This window comes from Nocardia sp. NPDC003693, assembly GCF_053981095.1.
In genome coordinates, this window is sequence record NZ_JBSFNO010000043.1 from 1 (window position 1) to 16,028 (window position 16,028).

General features: G+C 69.5%; 15 protein-coding genes. 6 read left to right on the forward strand and 9 right to left on the reverse strand.

Translation table 11 applies throughout. From position 1 onward, the window contains the following. Window positions 1–94 precede the first annotated feature (94 nt). From ACWDOP_RS32645 to ACWDOP_RS32660, 4 genes are all read right to left on the reverse strand, one after another. Window positions 95–1,888: an AMP-dependent synthetase/ligase gene (locus ACWDOP_RS32645; RefSeq protein ID WP_456348129.1), complete on the reverse strand. Its 1,794-nt coding sequence runs from the start codon at window positions 1,886–1,888 to the stop codon at window positions 95–97. A 122-nt stretch (window positions 1,889–2,010) separates the two neighbouring features. Then, window positions 2,011–2,925: an alpha/beta hydrolase gene (locus ACWDOP_RS32650; protein ID WP_454202825.1), complete on the reverse strand. Its 915-nt coding sequence runs from the start codon at window positions 2,923–2,925 to the stop codon at window positions 2,011–2,013. A 10-nt stretch (window positions 2,926–2,935) separates the two neighbouring features. Next, the gene (locus ACWDOP_RS32655; RefSeq protein WP_456348130.1) at window positions 2,936–3,766 is read right to left on the reverse strand and encodes an SDR family NAD(P)-dependent oxidoreductase; all 831 of its coding nucleotides are present in this window, start codon (window positions 3,764–3,766) and stop codon (window positions 2,936–2,938) included. A 36-nt stretch (window positions 3,767–3,802) separates the two neighbouring features. Next, the gene (locus ACWDOP_RS32660) at window positions 3,803–5,323 is read right to left on the reverse strand and encodes a flavin-containing monooxygenase (RefSeq protein ID WP_456348131.1); all 1,521 of its coding nucleotides are present in this window, start codon (window positions 5,321–5,323) and stop codon (window positions 3,803–3,805) included. A gap of 87 nt (window positions 5,324–5,410) precedes the next feature. On the opposite strand from ACWDOP_RS32660, the gene ACWDOP_RS32665 reads away from it, so the two are divergent. Beyond that, window positions 5,411–6,034 (forward strand): TetR/AcrR family transcriptional regulator, encoded by a 624-nt coding sequence (locus ACWDOP_RS32665; RefSeq protein ID WP_456348132.1) that lies wholly within the window; start codon window positions 5,411–5,413, stop codon window positions 6,032–6,034. 67 nt (window positions 6,035–6,101) lie between these two features. Here the strand turns inward: ACWDOP_RS32665 and ACWDOP_RS32670 are convergent, their stop codons facing one another. Next, on the reverse strand, window positions 6,102–6,998 hold the full coding sequence (locus tag ACWDOP_RS32670; protein ID WP_456348133.1) for a glycine betaine ABC transporter substrate-binding protein: 897 nt from the start codon (window positions 6,996–6,998) through the stop codon (window positions 6,102–6,104). A gap of 331 nt (window positions 6,999–7,329) precedes the next feature. Here ACWDOP_RS32670 and ACWDOP_RS32675 point away from each other — a divergent pair, with 331 nt between their 5' ends. From ACWDOP_RS32675 to ACWDOP_RS32695, 5 genes are all read left to right on the forward strand, one after another. Further along, window positions 7,330–8,223, forward strand: coding sequence for an ABC transporter substrate-binding protein (locus ACWDOP_RS32675; protein WP_456348171.1), 894 nt, complete (start codon window positions 7,330–7,332; stop codon window positions 8,221–8,223). Between the two features lie 38 nt (window positions 8,224–8,261). Beyond that, window positions 8,262–9,410, forward strand: a complete 1,149-nt coding sequence (locus tag ACWDOP_RS32680; protein WP_456348134.1) for an ABC transporter ATP-binding protein — start codon at window positions 8,262–8,264, stop codon at window positions 9,408–9,410. Continuing rightward, window positions 9,407–10,066, forward strand: coding sequence for an ABC transporter permease (locus ACWDOP_RS32685; RefSeq protein WP_456348135.1), 660 nt, complete (start codon window positions 9,407–9,409; stop codon window positions 10,064–10,066). The genes ACWDOP_RS32680 and ACWDOP_RS32685 overlap by 4 nt, the downstream gene beginning before the upstream one ends. Continuing rightward, a complete protein-coding gene (locus ACWDOP_RS32690; protein ID WP_456348136.1) occupies window positions 10,063–10,794 on the forward strand; it encodes an ABC transporter permease in 732 nt (243 codons plus the stop codon). The genes ACWDOP_RS32685 and ACWDOP_RS32690 overlap by 4 nt, the downstream gene beginning before the upstream one ends. Window positions 10,795–10,870: 76 nt before the next feature. Then, complete coding sequence (locus ACWDOP_RS32695; protein ID WP_454202860.1) at window positions 10,871–11,320, forward strand: CBS domain-containing protein; 450 nt, start codon at window positions 10,871–10,873, stop codon at window positions 11,318–11,320. Between the two features lie 74 nt (window positions 11,321–11,394). On the opposite strand, the gene ACWDOP_RS32700 is transcribed toward ACWDOP_RS32695, so the two are convergent. The 4 genes from ACWDOP_RS32700 to ACWDOP_RS32715 form a co-directional block, all read right to left on the reverse strand. Next, on the reverse strand, window positions 11,395–12,600 hold the full coding sequence (locus ACWDOP_RS32700) for an NAD(P)-dependent malic enzyme (protein WP_456348137.1): 1,206 nt from the start codon (window positions 12,598–12,600) through the stop codon (window positions 11,395–11,397). A gap of 566 nt (window positions 12,601–13,166) precedes the next feature. Continuing rightward, a complete protein-coding gene (locus tag ACWDOP_RS32705) occupies window positions 13,167–14,834 on the reverse strand; it encodes an FAD-binding protein (RefSeq protein WP_456348138.1) in 1,668 nt (555 codons plus the stop codon). 51 nt (window positions 14,835–14,885) lie between these two features. Next, complete coding sequence (locus ACWDOP_RS32710) at window positions 14,886–15,152, reverse strand: hypothetical protein (protein WP_456348139.1); 267 nt, start codon at window positions 15,150–15,152, stop codon at window positions 14,886–14,888. Further along, window positions 15,149–16,003: a PHP domain-containing protein gene (locus ACWDOP_RS32715; protein ID WP_454202814.1), complete on the reverse strand. Its 855-nt coding sequence runs from the start codon at window positions 16,001–16,003 to the stop codon at window positions 15,149–15,151. Before ACWDOP_RS32715 ends, ACWDOP_RS32710 begins: the two co-directional genes overlap by 4 nt. Window positions 16,004–16,028 lie beyond the last annotated feature (25 nt).

Consider the following 16,028-nt stretch of genomic DNA (forward strand, 5'->3'; position numbering starts at 1 on the left):
CTCGGGTGCTCGGCCAGGCCGGGGTAGATGACCTGCGCGATCTTGGGGTGGCGCGGACATGTCCGCGGGCGGCGCCTCGTTCGACAGCCGTGGGCTAGGCGTAGATCGCGTCCACGTCGGCCGCGTACTGCTTCATCACCACGTTGCGCTTGAGCGACATCTTCGGGGTCAGCTCGCCGCCCTCCTGGGTCCAGTCGACCGGCAGGATCCGGATCTTCTTGATCGCCTCGGCGTGCGAGACCAGCTTGTTGGTCGCGGCCACCGCGGCGTCGATCTCCGACTTCAGGGTGGCGTTCTCGATCAGCTCTTCCATCGAGATGCCGGCGGCGATGCCGTTGCGTTCCTTCCAGCCCGGCAGCGCCTCCTGATCGATGGTGATCAGCGCGCCGATGAACGGCTGGCCGTCGCCGACGACCATGACCTGGCTGATCAGCGGGTGCTGGCGCAGGGAATCCTCGAGCATCGCCGGGGAGACGTTCTTGCCGCCCGCGGTGACCAGGATTTCCTTCTTGCGGCCGGTGATCGAGATGAAGCCCTGATCGTCGATCGCGCCCAGGTCGCCGGTCTTGAACCAGCCCTCGCCGTCGAACGCGTCGGCGGTGGCCTGCTCGTTCTTCCAGTAGCCGCTGAAGACCACCGGACCGCGGATCAGCAGCTCGCCGTCCTCGGCGACCTTGGCGCCGTGGCCGGGCAGCGGGCGGCCGACCGAGCCGACCTTGATGAACTTGGGGGTGTTGACGCTGACGGCCGCGGTGGACTCGGTCAGGCCGTAGCCCTCGTAGATGGTGACGCCGGCGCCGCGGAAGTAATGGCCCAGGCGCGCGCCCAGGGGCCCGCCGCCGGAGACGGCCGACTCACAGCGCCCGCCCATGGCCTCGCGCAGCTTGCTGAAGACCAGCTTGTCCAGCACCGCGTGCTTGATCTTCAGACCCAGGCCGGGGCCGCCGTTCTGCAGCGACTCGCTGTAGGCGATGGCCACCTCGGTGGCGTAGTCGAAGATCTTGCCCTTGCCGCCGTCGTGCGCCTTCTGCTTGGCGCCGTTGAACACCTTCTCGAACACGCGCGGCACCGAGAGGATGAAGTCCGGCTTGTACTTGCCGAACTGCTCGACCAGCGTGGTCCAGTCCGCGGTGTGCGCCACGGTGACGCCGGCGTCGAAGGCGGCCAGGGCCACCGCGCGGGCGAAGACGTGGGCCAGCGGCAGGAACAGCAGCGACTTGCGGCCCGGCTGCAGGAACTCGCTCATCGAGGAGCGGTCCGCTGCCGACTCGGCGTACAGGTTCGCGTGCGAGAGCATGACGCCCTTGGGCTTACCGGTGGTGCCCGAGGTGTAGATGAGGGTCGCCGGGGAGGCGGCCTTCACCTGGGCGCGACGCTCGTGCACGACGGTGTCGTCCAGCTCCGCGCCACGCCGGGTGAGCTCGGCGATGACGCCGGAATCGAGGATCAGCACCTCGCGCAGGTCGGGCAGTCCGCCCTCGACCTCGGCGACGGTGGCGCGCAGCTTGTCGTTCTGCACGATGGTGATCTTGGTGGCGGAGTCCTCGAGGATCCAGCGCACCTGCTCGGCGGAGGAGCTGTCGAAGATGGCGACGCCGCAGCCGCCGGCCGCCCAGATGGCGAAGTCCAGCACGACCCACTCGTAGCTGGTCGCCGCCATGATGGCGACGCGGTCACCGAGTTCGATGCCGGAGGCGACGAGACCCTTGGCCACTCCCGTCACGGTCGCGGCGAACTCCGCCGCGGTGACATCGTTCCAGCCGCCGTTGCCATCCGGGGTGTTGAAAACGACCAGACCTGGCGTTTCCTTCGCGTGCCGGAACGCGCCGTCCGACATGTTCGCGGTTTCCGGGATGGTGTAGGTAGCCGGGACTTCGAACTCTCGCATCGCTGCCCTCCACATTGAGTAATACTGGCGAGTAATTTACGCCACGCTTCCAGGTCACACCCCACGGACCGCCCGAACATGTTCTCGTTCGCCGGTCCGGGCGGTCACACGCGTTCTGCTGCCTATCCTATGGACCTGGTAGGCGCGGGGCGCAGCGCTTGACGCAGGAAGTCGCCGAGTTCGATCGTGATCGCCGCGGCCGGGGCCACCAGCGACGCCTGCAGCTGCGCGACGTGCCAGAGTCCGTCGGTCTCGGAGAACTCGGTGCGAACACCGGCCGCGGTGAGCTTGTCGACCAGTCGCACGCACTGCGGATGCAGCAGTTCGTCACGATCGGCCTGCACGTAGGTGGGCGGCAGCCCGTGCAGTTCGGCCAGCAGCGGCGCGTAGCCGATGTCCTGGTTGTCGCCGTCGCCGAGGTACGCGTCGGCGCACGACCGCGACCACGGCCGGGTCAGCACCAGATCCTCGTCCCGCGCGGGCAGTTCGTTGGGGTCGGTCCACGGCGCGATCAACCCGAGCGCGGCCGGCACGTAGCCGTGCTTGTCCCGCAGCCGCAACGCGAGCGCGAGGGAGAGCCCGCCGCCGGCCGAGTCACCGCCGAGCGCGATGCGTTCGGGCCGGTACCCCGTGGCGACCAGTTCCAGGAAGGCCATCTCGGCGTCGTCGAGTCCGGCCGGGAACGGGTGCTCGGGCGCCAGGCGGTAGTCCAGAACATGGACCGCGCACCCCGTTTCGCGGGCCAGATAGCCCGCCAGCGCGCGGTGGGTGACGGGCGAACCGACCGTATAGCCGCCGCCGTGCAGGTACAGCACGGTGGCCTGGTCGCTGACCGGGCCGACGGTGACCCGTTCGGCCGGACGCCCGCCGAGGCGGACGCGCTCCACGTGGGTGCCGCGCGGCGGGCGCTGCGCCGGCGCGCCGATCTCCATGAGCTTGCGCTGCACGGTGAAGGGCAGCCGGGCGTTCAGCATGACCCGGAAGACCGGGCGCAGCACCGCACGTGCCACGGGCAGTGGCAGTTTCACGTCCAACATATCCAATTCCCTAGGGCAGGAAGCGCTTCTGCACCACCGCGGAGATGCGCTGGTAGTACGAGCCGGTGCTGCGCACGAAGAGGTCGAGCAGCTTGGCCTCCCAGCCGATCAGCACGCGGCCGTGCCCCTTGGCCACGCCCTCGGTGATGACCTGCGCGGCCATTTCCGGGGTGTGCAGCGCGAGCTGCTTGTCGAACATCGTGGCCAGGTTCTTCTGATCGAGGCCCTCGGCGACGGTGGCGTTGCGCGCGACGGCGGTCTTGATGCCGCCGGGGTGCACGCAGGTCACCTTGACCGGCTTGCCGCTCATGATCATTTCCTGGCGCAGCGCCTCGGTGAAGCCGCGCACCGCGAACTTCGCCGCGTTGTAGGCGCTCTGGCCGGGCACCGCGATGAGGCCGAAGAGGCTGGACACGTTCACCACGTGGCCCGCGCCGGATTCGATGAGGTACGGCAGGAATGCCTTGGTGCCGTTGACGACTCCGTAGAAGTCGACGTCCATGATGCGTTCGATGTCCTTGAACGCGGTGCTGACCACATCGCCGTGATGCGCGATGCCGGCGTTGTTGTAGATCTGGTTGACCCTGCCGAAGTGCTTGGCGACCTCGTCGGCGTACAGCAGCACCGCTTCGCGCTCGGCGACGTTCAGGCGATCGGACTTGATGTCCACGCCGTACCGCTCACAGCGCTCGACCGTCTCGGCCAGGCCGTCGGTGTCGATGTCGGACAGCGCGAGCTTCGCGCCGCGGCGGGCCAGGTTCTCCGCCAGGGCGCGGCCGATGCCGGAACCGGCGCCGGTGATCACACAGACTTTGTCCTTGAAGTAAGCATCGTTGCTCACGTTTACCACTTTCGATTGAGCCGATTACGGCGAGTATTACGCGGAAACCCGCGCGGTGGATTCGGAAGTCTCGTAGGCGGATACATCGAACTTCTCGAGCAGACTACGGAACCGGAAGGTGAAGTCCGGCCACAGCGTGGTGTTGTTGCCGTGCTTGTCCATGTACCAGGAGGCGCACCCGCCGGTGCTCCAGACCGCGCCCTCGAGCTTGCCCTGCAGCTCGACGTTGTACGCGTCCTGCACGTCCTTGCGCACCTCGATGGTCCGCAGGCCGAGCCGGTCGATGGTGGCCACGGCGTCGGAGATGTAGTTGATCTGCGATTCGATCATGTACACCATCGAGGTGTGGCCCAGGCCGACGTTCGGGCCGAGCATGAAGAACATGTTCGGGAAGTTGTTGATGGCCGAGCCCTTGTACCCCTGCTGACCGCCCTCTTCGAAGACGCCGGCGAGGGTGCGGCCGTCGCGACCGGAAATGGTCTCGTAGGCCGGGGAATCGGTGACGTGGAAGCCGGTGGCCACGATGATCGCGTCCACCTCGCGCTCGACGCCGTCCTTGGTGACGACGGAGTTACCGCGAATCTCCTTGATGCCGTCGGTCACCAGCTCGACGTTGTCGCGGCCCAGGGCCGGGTAGTACTCGTTGGAGATGAGCATGCGCTTGCACCCGATGCGGAAGTTCGGGGTGACCTTGGCGCGCAGTTCGGGATCGCGGACCTCCACGCGCAGCTTGGCCCGGGCCACGGTCTCCAGGATCTTCATGGCGGGCGGGAACTTGGCCAGGCCGACGACCTGGCTCTCGCGGACCGCGTAGATGGCCGCGCGCGAGAGCGCCTGCGCGCCCGGAATGTACTTGAAGGCAAGGCGTTCGGGCAGCAGGTACGGCCGGTCGCCGCGCGGCAGCAGCCACGGCGCGGTGCGCTGGTACACGTCCAGGTGGGCGACCTGCTTGGCGATGCTCGGCACGATCTGGATGGCCGAGGCGCCGGTGCCGATGACCGCGACGCGCTTGCCGGTCAGGTCCGAATCGTGGTTCCAGCGGGCGGAGTGGAAGATCTCGCCCTGGAAGTCGTTGATGCCCTTGATGTCCGGCAGGTTCGGCTCGCACAGCGCGCCGACGGCGGAGATCAGGATGTCGGCGGTGAAGGGACCCTGCGAGGTCTGGATCTCCCAGCGCGCGGTCTCGTTGTTGAACTGCGCACCGGTCATGTCGCAGCCGAAGATGTGCTTGTCGCGCACCCCGTACTTGTCGGCGACGCCCTGGATGTACTTCTGGATCTCCGGCTGCTTGGAGAACGAGCGCGTCCACTCCGGGTTCAGCGCGAAGGAGTACGAGTACAGGTGCGAGGGCACGTCGCAGGCCGCGCCGGGGTAGGTGTTGTCGCGCCAGGTGCCGCCGACGTCATCGCCACGCTCGAGCACCAGGTAGTCCCGCTGACCCTGCTGGCTGAGGCGGATCGCCATGCCCAGGCCCGAGAACCCGCTGCCGACGATGATGATGTGCGAATGCCGGACCGGCCGATTATCGACAGCTTTGTCTGTAACCTTGCGACTCATGAAATCGAGCGTAAGGTCTTATTGAGTCCGAGTCAACAGTGTTGACTCGCGTTCAGTAGGATTTCCCGGGTGACCGAAGGAGTAGGCGTGAGCAGACCGGCCACCGGAACCAAACGCGTGCGCCTCAGCCCCGAGGAACGCCGTCAGCAGCTGATCACCCTGGGCACCCGCATGCTGCGCGAACGGGAACTGGAGGACATCTCCGTCAGCGAGATCGCGAAACAGGCCGGCATCTCGCGCGCCCTGCTGTTCCACTACTTCCCCACCAAACAGGACTTCTACCTGGCGGTCGTCGCGCACGCCAACGCCGAACTACTGGCCCGCACCGCGCCGGACCCGGACCTGAACATGCTCGACATGCTGCGCGACTCGATCCAGCGCTACGTCGACTACGTCAGCGAGAACCGCACCTCCTACCGCGCCCTGCTGCGCGGACCGGCCAGCGCCATCCCCGAACTCATCGCCATGGTCGACGCGCACCGCGCCGCCCAGGTCGAGCGCATCCTGGCCAACTCGCCGCTGCCCATCGAGGACGCCGAACGCCCCGGGCTCACCCTGGCCGTCCGCGGCTGGATCGCCTTCCTCGAGGAGACCACCCTCATCTGGCTGCGCGAGGAACCCATCACCCGCGACGAACTCATCGAACTGCTGGTGGAATCACTGCCGTCGCTGGCGCTCACCCCTAGACTCGCCGCGGCCCTGCTGGACTGACCCCGCGCCCGGCCCGCCCACACCCGCACGGCGGCAAGGCGTCCCGCGCGGGCAACCCCCAAATCGCCTACAGCGCGTGCGCGTCCAGCCAGGCGCGCGCCGCCTCGTCCGGGCGCACCCCGTCCTCGCGCACCTGGCGAATCAGGTCCGCCAGGTCCCCGGTGGTCAGCTCGCCGGCCACGTAATTCAGTTTGCGCAGCCGAATCTCGTTCAGCTCACCCTTGCGCACCAGCGGCAACACCATCGCGGCCCGGAACGCGTACTCCGGATCGGCCAGCGCCACCAGATCCCTGCCGCCGTCCGGCAGGTAGGCCGGCGGGCCGGACAGCACACCCAGCCCGATCCGGCCCTCGGCGAGCGCTTTCCGCAGCTCACCCAGATCGGTGAAGGGCACCGGTTCCGCGAGTTCGCAGCCGTACACCGCGCGCAGCGGCTCGACCACGTCCCGATGCGGATCGAGCGGGGTCCGCTGCGGATCCAGCGCCGGCCCGGTGGCGACGCCCACCACCAGCCCCGCGCAGCGCGGGCCGAGATCCCGCAGCGTGGGCGGGAATTCGGCGACCCGGGTGGCCGCCGCCACGACCACCGGCCGCAGGTCGGTGCCGTCCGCGGCGTCGCCGACGATCAGGCCCGCGGGCAGCGCCGCGTTGAGCGCCGCGGTCACGGCGTCGGGTTTGCGTGCGGCGGAGCCGGAATCGAGGTCGGTGAGCAGATCACCGCTGACCTCGCCGACCGCGACGACCTCGTCCGCGTCCAGCGCGGCGATCGCGGCCCGCCGGTCGCCGAGTCCGTCCCGGACGGCGGTGCGCGCGCCGGTGCGCGCCAGCGCGCCCGCGTAGACCGCGGCCAGCACCTGCGATTGCGCGGACTCGCCCGCGCCGATGGTGAGCACGGGCCCGGACTCGGAACCGCAACTCGCACCGAGGACCGCCAGCGTCGCGAGCACGGCGACGCGCCGTGTCACGCGCGGTGCCCGCGCCGATCGCCGCCGGGCACGCCGGGCCCGGGTGAGGTAATCCGTTCTGCCGAACACCCGCAACAGTCTGCTCCCCCGGGTTCCGGGAAAGCGGATCGGGGCCTCAACACTCCGAAATACGGTGTCGTGCCAGGCGAATTCAAAACCGACCCGGCGTAGGCGGCGTCGGCGTGGGTAAGCGGGCAATATAAACAGTCAAGTCTGTTTTCTTGGTGGAAGGAAGCCTGTGCACCCCCTACTCACCACGCGGGCCAATGGCCGGCGAAACGCTCGGACCGCCCTGCGTATTCTCGCCGCCGCGGTGGCCCTCGCGGCCGCGATGGTCGCCTCGGCCTGCGGCGGGGACTCCGATCCGCTCGGCGCCTCCGGCGACTGCGGCGGCGACACGAACCACCTCACGGTCGGATCCGCCAACTTCCCCGAGTCCGAGACCGTAGCCAACGTGTACGCGGAAGCCCTGCGCGCCAACGGTTTCACCATCGACACCAAGCTGAACATCGGCAGCCGCGAAGCCTATGTCCCGGCGCTGCGCCAGTGCGCGATCGACCTGGTGCCCGACTACACCGGCAACCTGCTGCAGTACCTGGACAAGAACGCCACCGCGACCGCGGCGGTCGACGTGAACGCCGCGCTGATCACCGCGCTCGGCACCGACCTCGGCATCGGCAAACCCGCGCCCGCCGAGGATTCCGACGCCGTGGTGGTCACCGCCGCCACCGCGCAGCGCTGGAATCTGCGCAGCATCGCCGATCTGGCCGCGCATTCGGCCGAGGTGAAGTTCGCCGCGCCCGCCGAATTCGCCGAGCGCCCGGGCGGTCTGCCCGGTTTGAAGAAGTTCTACAACCTCGACATCGCGCCCGCCAATTTCGTGCCCATCGCCGACGGCGGCGGTCCGGCCACGGTGCGCGCGCTGGTCGAGGACCAGGTCACCGCCGCCGACATCTTCACCACCTCGCCCGCCATCGCCGCCAACGGCCTGGTGGTACTGGCCGATCCGCTGCACAACTTCGCCGCGCAGAACGTGGTGCCGCTGTTCAACACCGCGAGCAAGAGCGACAAGATGATCGCGGTGCTCAACGCCGTCTCCGCGAAATTGACCACCGCCGAACTGATTTCGCTGAACACCGCGGTCTCCGGCGACGCCAAGACCGAACCGGCGGCCGCCGCCAAGACCTGGATCGCGGCCCAGGGGCTCGACAAGCCGGTCGCGTAGCGCGGGACGGACGAGAACAACGGCGGTAGGGGAACACGGTGTCCGACATCGAATTCAGCGGCGTCAGCAAGACCTATCCGGACGGCACGGTCGCCGTCCACGATCTCGACCTGCGCATCGAGTCCGGCTCGTTCACCGTGTTCGTCGGCCCCTCCGGCTGCGGCAAGACCACCTCCATGCGCATGATCAACCGGATGATCACGCCCACCAGCGGCACCATAACCGTTGACGGGCAGGATATTTCGACGCGCAACCCGGTGCAGCTGCGGCTCGGCATCGGCTACGTCATCCAGAGCGGCGGACTGCTGCCGCATCGCACGGTGCTCGACAACGTCGCCACCGTGCCGGTGCTGCGCGGTGTCTCGCGCCGCTCCGCCCGGGCGAGCGCGCTGGAACTGCTCGACCGCGTCGGGCTCGATCGCACACTGGCCCGGCGCTATCCGGCGCAGCTCTCGGGCGGCCAGCAGCAGCGCGTCGGGGTGGCGCGGGCGCTGGCCGCCGATCCCCCGATCCTGCTCATGGACGAACCCTTCAGCGCCGTCGACCCGGTGGTGCGCACCGAACTCCAGGCCGAGATGCGGCGCCTGCAGGCCGAACTGCGCAAGACCATCGTCTTCGTCACCCACGACATCGACGAAGCCATCAAGCTCGGCGAGCGCATCGCCGTCTTCGGGCCCGGCGGCCGGCTCCAGCAGTACGACCGGCCCCAGCGCGTACTCTCGCAGCCCGCAACGGATTTCGTCGCCGGATTCGTCGGCCGCGATCGCGGCTACCGGGAGCTATCTTTCCGCAGCGCGGCGGGGGTCACGCTGCTCGACCTCGCGACCCTGTCCCCCGCCGACGTGCCCGGCGTCCGCCTGGGCCGGAACGAATGGCGGCTCGTGGTCGACGCCGCGCGCCATCCCATCGGCTGGATCGACACCACCGGCGTGGAAGGGGTGCGCGCCGGGCGCGCGCTGACCGAGTGCGTCGCCGCGGGCGGCTCGCTGTTCCCGCCCGGCGGCGATCTGCGCCAGGCCCTGGACAGCGCCATCTCCTCGCCCTCGGAAATCGGTGTGGCGGTCGATGATTCGGGGGCCGCCGTCGGCGGCATCCGCGCGGCGGACGTGCTGGAACAGCTCACCCGCCAGCGCGCGGACGAGGACGCCGCACGCAATCGCGCGTTCTTCACCGGAGAACCGCGGTGAACTACCTGCTCGGCAATCTCGGTGAGATCGCCGGATTCACCCGCACGCACCTGTATCTGGCGCTGCTGCCGCTGCTGCTCGCGCTGGCCATCGCGGTGCCGATCGGCGCGCTCGTGCACCGCACCCGCTGGCCGCGGCGCATCACGACCACCGTCGCGAGCATCGCCTACACGATTCCCTCGCTCGCGCTGTTCGTGATCATTCCCCCGCTGCTGGGCATCGCGGTCATCGATCCGCTCAACGTGGTGATCGCCCTGACCATCTATTCGGTGGCGCTGCTGGTGACCGCGGTGCCCGCCGCCCTGGACTCGGTGCCCGCGGCCGTGCTCGACGCCGCCGACGCCATCGGCTACACCCGGCTGCGACGGGTGCTGACCGTCGACTTCCCGCTCGCCCTCCCGGTATTCGTCGCCAACCTGCGGGTCGTGGCCGTCACCAACATCTCGATGGTGACCGTCGGCGCGCTCATCGGCGTCGGCGGGCTCGGCAAACTCTTCACCCAGGGGTATCAGCGCGACTATCCGGACGAGATCGTCGCGGGCATCATCGTGGTGCTCGTCCTGGCGCTCATCGTGGACCGCGCGCTGTTCCTGCTCGGCAGGCTGGCCACCCCGTGGCTGCGCGACAGCCGTACCGCGAAAGGGCCCGCGGCATGAGTCTTTTCGCGGATGCCTGGGCCTTCCTCGCCGACGGCGCGAACTGGTCCGGGCCCACCGGCATCGGGGTTCGCGTACTCCAGCACCTCTGGTACACCGTGCTGGCCGTGGGACTTTCGGCGCTGATCGCGGTGCCCCTCGGCCTCGTGATCGGGCACACCCGGCGGGGTTCGGCGCTGATCGTCGGCTTCGCCAACGCCATGCGCGCCCTGCCGACCCTGGGCCTGCTCACCTTCGCGGTGCTCGGCCTGGGCCTGGGCCTGGTGCCGCCGATTCTGGCCCTGCTGACCGTCGGCATCCCGCCGCTGCTGGCCGGCGCGTACGCCGGGATCGCGAACGTCGACCACACGGTGGTGGACGCCTCGCGGGCCATGGGCATGACCGAACGCCAGGTGCTGTTCCGCGTGGAACTGCCCAACGCGCTCCCGGTGCTGCTCACCGGGCTGCGGGCGGCCACGCTGCAGGTGGTCGCGACCGCGACCATCGCCGCCTACGTCAATCTGGGCGGGCTGGGCCGCTACATCTTCGACGGCATCGGCCTCTACCGCTACGACCGCGTGCTCGTCGGCGCGATCCTGGTCGCCGCGCTGGCGCTGATCCTGGACGCGCTGCTGGCGGCCGCGGTGTGGGCCGCGGCCCCGGGCTCGGGCCGCCTGCGCCGGACCATCGCGGACCCCGCGCCACCCCCCGACCAGCGATCGGCTACCCCTCAGCAAAGAACGCATTGACCTCGACTGTGATCCGGGACACGATGGGCAGTGGCTACAGCACCATCCACTTCCGAGGAGGTTTTGCGTGAAAGCCATGAAAGCCCGCGACATCATGCACGACAGCGTGGAGTGCATACCGGCGGACGAGACCCTGGACCGCGCCGCGCAACTGATGCGCAACATGGACGTCGGCGCGCTCCCCATCTGCAACAACGAGCGCATGATCGGCATGCTCACCGACCGCGACATCGTGGTCCGATGTATCGCCGAAGGCCACGACCCCGCCCGCGTCCGCGCCGGCGACCTCGCGACGGGCACCCCGCGCTGGGTCGACGCCGACACCGACGTCTCCGAGGTCCTCGAGATCATGGAACAGAACCAGATCAAGCGCCTGCCCGTGGTCGACATGGCGAACGGCAAACGCCTGATCGGCATGATCTGCGAGTCCGATCTGGCCCGCAACGTCTCGGACAAGCAGCTGGCCGAGTTCGTGGCCGCGGTGACCGCCTCCCCGAGAATGCAGCGGACCACCGAGCGCCGCTGACCGTCGCTTCCCCTCAAATGACCCGGCCCCCGCACAGTTTCTGTGCGGGGGCCGGGACTTTCAGCGATGTGCGACTACGCGACGCCTTCGGCGATCGCCGCCGCGCCCACGGCCGCGGCGACGGCCGGGGCCACGCGCGGGTCCAGCGGGCTGGGGATGATCTTGTCCACGGCCAGTTCGTCCTTGACCACCGCGAAGATGGCGTCCGCTGCGGCGACCTTCATGCCCTCGGTGATGCGGCGCGCGCCCACGTCGAGCGCGCCCTTGAACACGCCGGGGAAGGCGAGCACGTTGTTGATCTGGTTCGGGAAGTCCGACCGGCCGGTGGCCACGATCGCGGCGTACTTGGCGGCCACGTCGGGGTGGATCTCCGGATCCGGGTTCGACATGGCGAACACGATGGATTCGGGAGCCATGGACGCAATGAGCTCCTCGGCGATGGTGCCCGCCGACAGACCCAGGAACACGTCCGCGCCCGCGAGCGCCTCGGCCGCACCGCCGGTCACGTCGCGCGGGTTGGTGCGCGCGGCCAGATCCACCTTGACGTCGTTCAGATCGCCGCGGTCCCGGCTCACGATGCCCTTGGAGTCGAGCACGATCGCGTCCTTGACGCCCGCGGCCAGCAGGATGTCGGTGCACGCCACGCCGGCGGCGCCCGCACCCGAGACCACGACCTTCATCTCGGACATGTCGCGGCCCTGCACGGCGGCGGCGCCCTTGAGCGCGGCCAGCACCACGATCGCGGTGCCGTGCTGGTCGTCGTGCATGACCGGGCAGTCCAGGGCCTCGATGACGCGCTTCTCGATCTCGAAGCAGCGCGGCGCGGAGATGTCCTCGAGGTTGACCGCGCCGAAGCTCGGACGCAGCAGGATCAGCGTTTCGACGATCTTGTCGACATCCTTGGTGTCGAGCACGATCGGGATCGAGTCCAGTCCGGCGAACTTCTTGAACAGCGCCGCCTTGCCCTCCATCACCGGCAGCGAGGCGCGCGGGCCGATGTCGCCCAGGCCCAGCACCGCGGTGCCGTCGGACACGACCACGACCAGGCGCTCGGCCCAGGTGTAGGTCTTGGCGAGCGATTCGTCCGCGTGAATGCCGCGGCACACCTGCGCTACACCCGGGGTGTAGGCGATGGAGAGATCGCGCTGGGTCTCCAGCGGCGCGGTGAGTTCGACCGAGAGCTTGCCGCCCAGGTGGCCCGCGAAAATTTCTTCCGTGGTGATGTCGGCCAGGTTCGCGTTGCTCGCGGGGGCATTCACTGCTTCAGTCACGGGTGACACGATTTCACTCCATCTCGGTGCGGACTCAACCGTTTGACGGTTACCGTTCGGTAATAGCTATTTCAGGTTTCTTGCTCTATATCGGGCGCGCCGCACTGCTTCACCGATACCGTTACTTCGGAACTGCGCCGGTCTATCGAGCAAGTGTCACAAAGCATTACGAGTATCGGTTCACGAAGCCGAGGCAGCGTGTCGCGGCACAGATCGTCGAGCGGGAACCGGACGGGTGGGTCCGGGCGATGTCGCCGGGGTGATCGTGGGTGAATCCGCGAGTCAGCGGATCGTGATCACCGAGTGTCCCGGGCCGGGCGGTCGGCTCCAACCGGGGATCGCAACATTCTGCCAGTAGCTGCGACGACGCGCCAAATCGGGTCCGGGCCCATCGCGCGCGTTCACCATCAACGAAGCCTAGGCGAGGCGAATCACCCCCAGGTAAAGGGAAACTCGCACGTCCGGCCGCGACCGTGGAGAACTGTCACAACGCGGCGACGACCACCGCGGTGAGCTGTCATGCCTGGTTGGCAGGCTCACCTGTGAGCCCGCGGCGCCACCACCGGACCAGCGGATCAGAGCAATTCGATCTCCGTCAGCGCCGGCTCGTGCACCAGGGCCGCGGACCGGGTCCGGCTGTGCTTGCCCGCCGCGTCGGGCAGCGGCGCGTCGTCGGGGAGCACCAGCGGCGGGACCGGCCCGCGCATGGACCGCGGCGCGGCCGAGCGTTCCGGGCGCACCCACACGCTGTCGAGCCCGCCCGAGAGCAACCGTACGCGCCAATCACCGGCCGCACCGGGGTGATCGGTGCGGCGATGCATCCCGCGCGTCTCGGTGCGCGCCAGCGCGCTGTACTTGGTCCAGCGCGCCACCGCCAGCAGCGCCGCCGCCTGTCTGGCCCGCAGCCGGTGCGCGCCCGCGCCGCCGAGGTCGAATTCGGCGCCCGGCCACATGCCGTCCAGCTCGCCGATGCTGTCCCGCAGGCTGCCGTCGCTGCGCCAGTAGCTGCGGCGCAACGGCAGCGTGTGCTCCTGGACCAGTCCGATGACCGCGCGCGGATCGATGCGCGCCTTCGCGCCGAGCCCCGCGCCCGGGACCGCCCGGGTCTTGCCCGCCCGCCGCCGGGTGCTCGCGTAGCGGGCCGCGCCCGCGCCCGCCCAGACCCCGGAGGAGATCGCCCACGCGCCGTTCTGCCCGCCGAAGCCGGAGACCGCGCCGGTCACCGGCTCGCGGGTGGTCACATCGCCCGCGGCGTAGAGCCCGGGAACCGTGGTGGCGCAGTCGGCTCCGGCCAGCCGCAGGCCGCCGGTCCCGCGCACCGTGCCCTCGAACACCGGCCGCAGTGCCACGTGATCGGGTGTGCTCGCGTCCCCGCGCAATCGTTCGCGGACCGATTCGGGGAGGTCGTCGAGGGCCGCGTAGACCCGGCGGCCGTCGGCGATGGCGGTGAACGCCCGCACCCGGGATTCGGCGCCGTGCTCGCACAGCACCGCGCGCGACTCGTCGTAGAGCGTGGCGGCGTCGATGAGCCGATCGGGCACGACGAGCGACGCGCCGGCGCCGGTCCGTCGCGAATCACCGGCGGGCACCAGCGAATACGCGTTGGAGAATTCCATCCCCGAGAGTTCGGCGCCGGCCTCGGCGCCCATCAGCAGGCCGTCACCGGTCGCCACGTCGGTGCCCGCGCCGCCGGACAGGAACGCGCAGCCGCCGGTGGCGAGCACCACCGCGCGCGCCCGCACGATCCAGGCGTGCGCCTCACCCCGCAGGGCCACCCCCGCCGCGCCCGACACCACGCCGTCGGCGTCGGTGAGCAGCTGTAATGCCGGGTGGTGGTCCAGGATTCGCACACCGGCGACGATCATGCTGCGCCGCATGCGGCCCAGGTACGCCGGGCCGTCCAGGTGAATTCGGCTGGGCAGCCCGTGCGGTTCCGCGGACCGCGCGCTCCCCCCGACCAGTTGGCCGACACGCCGGTGCGTCTCGTCCAGGACGCGGTACATCCATTCGGGATCGGCGAGTCCGCCGCCGTGCGCGAAACTCCGCGCCACCGCTTCGTCGCGCGCGGGGCCCGGCGCGATGTTCCACAGTGTCGCGCCGCCGTGCGCGGTGGGCCCGCTGGTTCCGCAGTGCGCCTTGTCGACCAGCAATACCCGGGCGCCGGTGGCGGCCGCCGCGAGCGCCGCCCAGGCCCCGGCCGGGCCACCGCCCAGCACGAGCACATCGGCGTCGAATTCGGTCATATCGACAAATGTTCGACCAGAGTTCAACTGCTCGCAACTGTTATGCGTGTATCAATTCCACCACTGGGCCCACAACAGATATCCGGCCAGTAGAAAAACAACCACGGACCCGAAAAAAGCCGCCGAACCCGAACGCCTATCCGAATAAATTTGCGCGGCGACCACCGCTATCGCCGCGACCACGTGCCACGCGACATCGGCGGCTCCCGGACCCGGAAACCCGCGCCGCGCGCCCACGATCTCGGCGCCGACGACCGTCGCCGCCAGCACCACCGTGCCGCCCGCGACGATGCCGCTCAGCCCGCGCAGCACCTTCATCCCGTGATCACCGGAACCCCGCTCGCCTTCTCCACGAGCCGCTCGAATTGTTCTGGATCCGTGGTGAATTCACCGAGCCGGATGGTTTTGTTGCGACCGTGGTAATCCGAGGACCCGGTGGTGAGCAGACCGAGTTCGGCGGCCAGGTCCGCCAGCACCGCGCGATCGGCGGCACTGTGATCGGGATGGTCCAGCTCCAGCCCGCCGAGACCCTGCTCGCTCAACTCCCGGATGTGATCCAGCGCCAGCAACCGGCCGCGTTTGCGGGCCCGCGCGTGCGCGATCACGCTCACCCCGCCCGCCGTGGCCACCATCTCCACCGCGCGCTCCAACGGCGTGTCGGCCTTCTCCACGTAGTAGCGGCCGTCGGAGGACAGCAGATCCTGGAAGGCCGCGTCCACCGTCGGCACCACGCCGGCCTCCACCAGCGCCCGGGCCAGATGCGGCCGGCCCGCCGACGGCCCCGCCGACGCCATCACCGCGTCCGGGTCCACCGGCAGGCCGTCGGCCCGCATCTGCTCGGCCATGGACCGCAACCGCACGATGCGCTCGGCCCGCAACCGCTCCCGCTCCTGGGCGAAGCACGCGTCGGCCGGATCGAACAGGTAGGCCAGCAGGTGCACCGCCACCGGCCAGCCGTCCGCGCCGTTGCCCACGCACGACATCTCCATGCCCCGCACCAGCGTCAGGCCCGGCGGCAGCGCCGCGACCGCCTCGGCCCACCCCGAGGTGGTGTCGTGATCGGTCAGGGCGACCACGTCGAGCCCGGCGGCCGCGGCGTTGGCGATCAGCTCGGCCGGGGTGTCGGTGCCGTCGGAGGCATTGGAATGAGTGTGAAGATCGATGCGCACACCCCCATCTTGCCCGCGCGCGCCG

Excerpts from the sequence above, each read along its gene's own strand:
- ACWDOP_RS32650 (WP_454202825.1), bottom strand. The coding sequence starts at position 2,925 with ATGTTGGACGTGAAACTGCCACTGCCCGTGGCACGTGCGGTGCTGCGC.
- ACWDOP_RS32660 (WP_456348131.1), bottom strand. The coding sequence starts at position 5,323 with ATGAGTCGCAAGGTTACAGACAAAGCTGTCGATAATCGGCCGGTCCGG.
- ACWDOP_RS32690 (WP_456348136.1), top strand. The coding sequence starts at position 10,063 with ATGAGTCTTTTCGCGGATGCCTGGGCCTTCCTCGCCGACGGCGCGAAC.
- ACWDOP_RS32705 (WP_456348138.1), bottom strand. The coding sequence starts at position 14,834 with ATGACCGAATTCGACGCCGATGTGCTCGTGCTGGGCGGTGGCCCGGCC.
- ACWDOP_RS32675 (WP_456348171.1), top strand. The coding sequence starts at position 7,330 with ATGGTCGCCTCGGCCTGCGGCGGGGACTCCGATCCGCTCGGCGCCTCC.
- ACWDOP_RS32695 (WP_454202860.1), top strand. The coding sequence starts at position 10,871 with ATGAAAGCCCGCGACATCATGCACGACAGCGTGGAGTGCATACCGGCG.
- ACWDOP_RS32710 (WP_456348139.1), bottom strand. The coding sequence starts at position 15,152 with ATGAAGGTGCTGCGCGGGCTGAGCGGCATCGTCGCGGGCGGCACGGTG.
- ACWDOP_RS32645 (WP_456348129.1), bottom strand. The coding sequence starts at position 1,888 with ATGCGAGAGTTCGAAGTCCCGGCTACCTACACCATCCCGGAAACCGCG.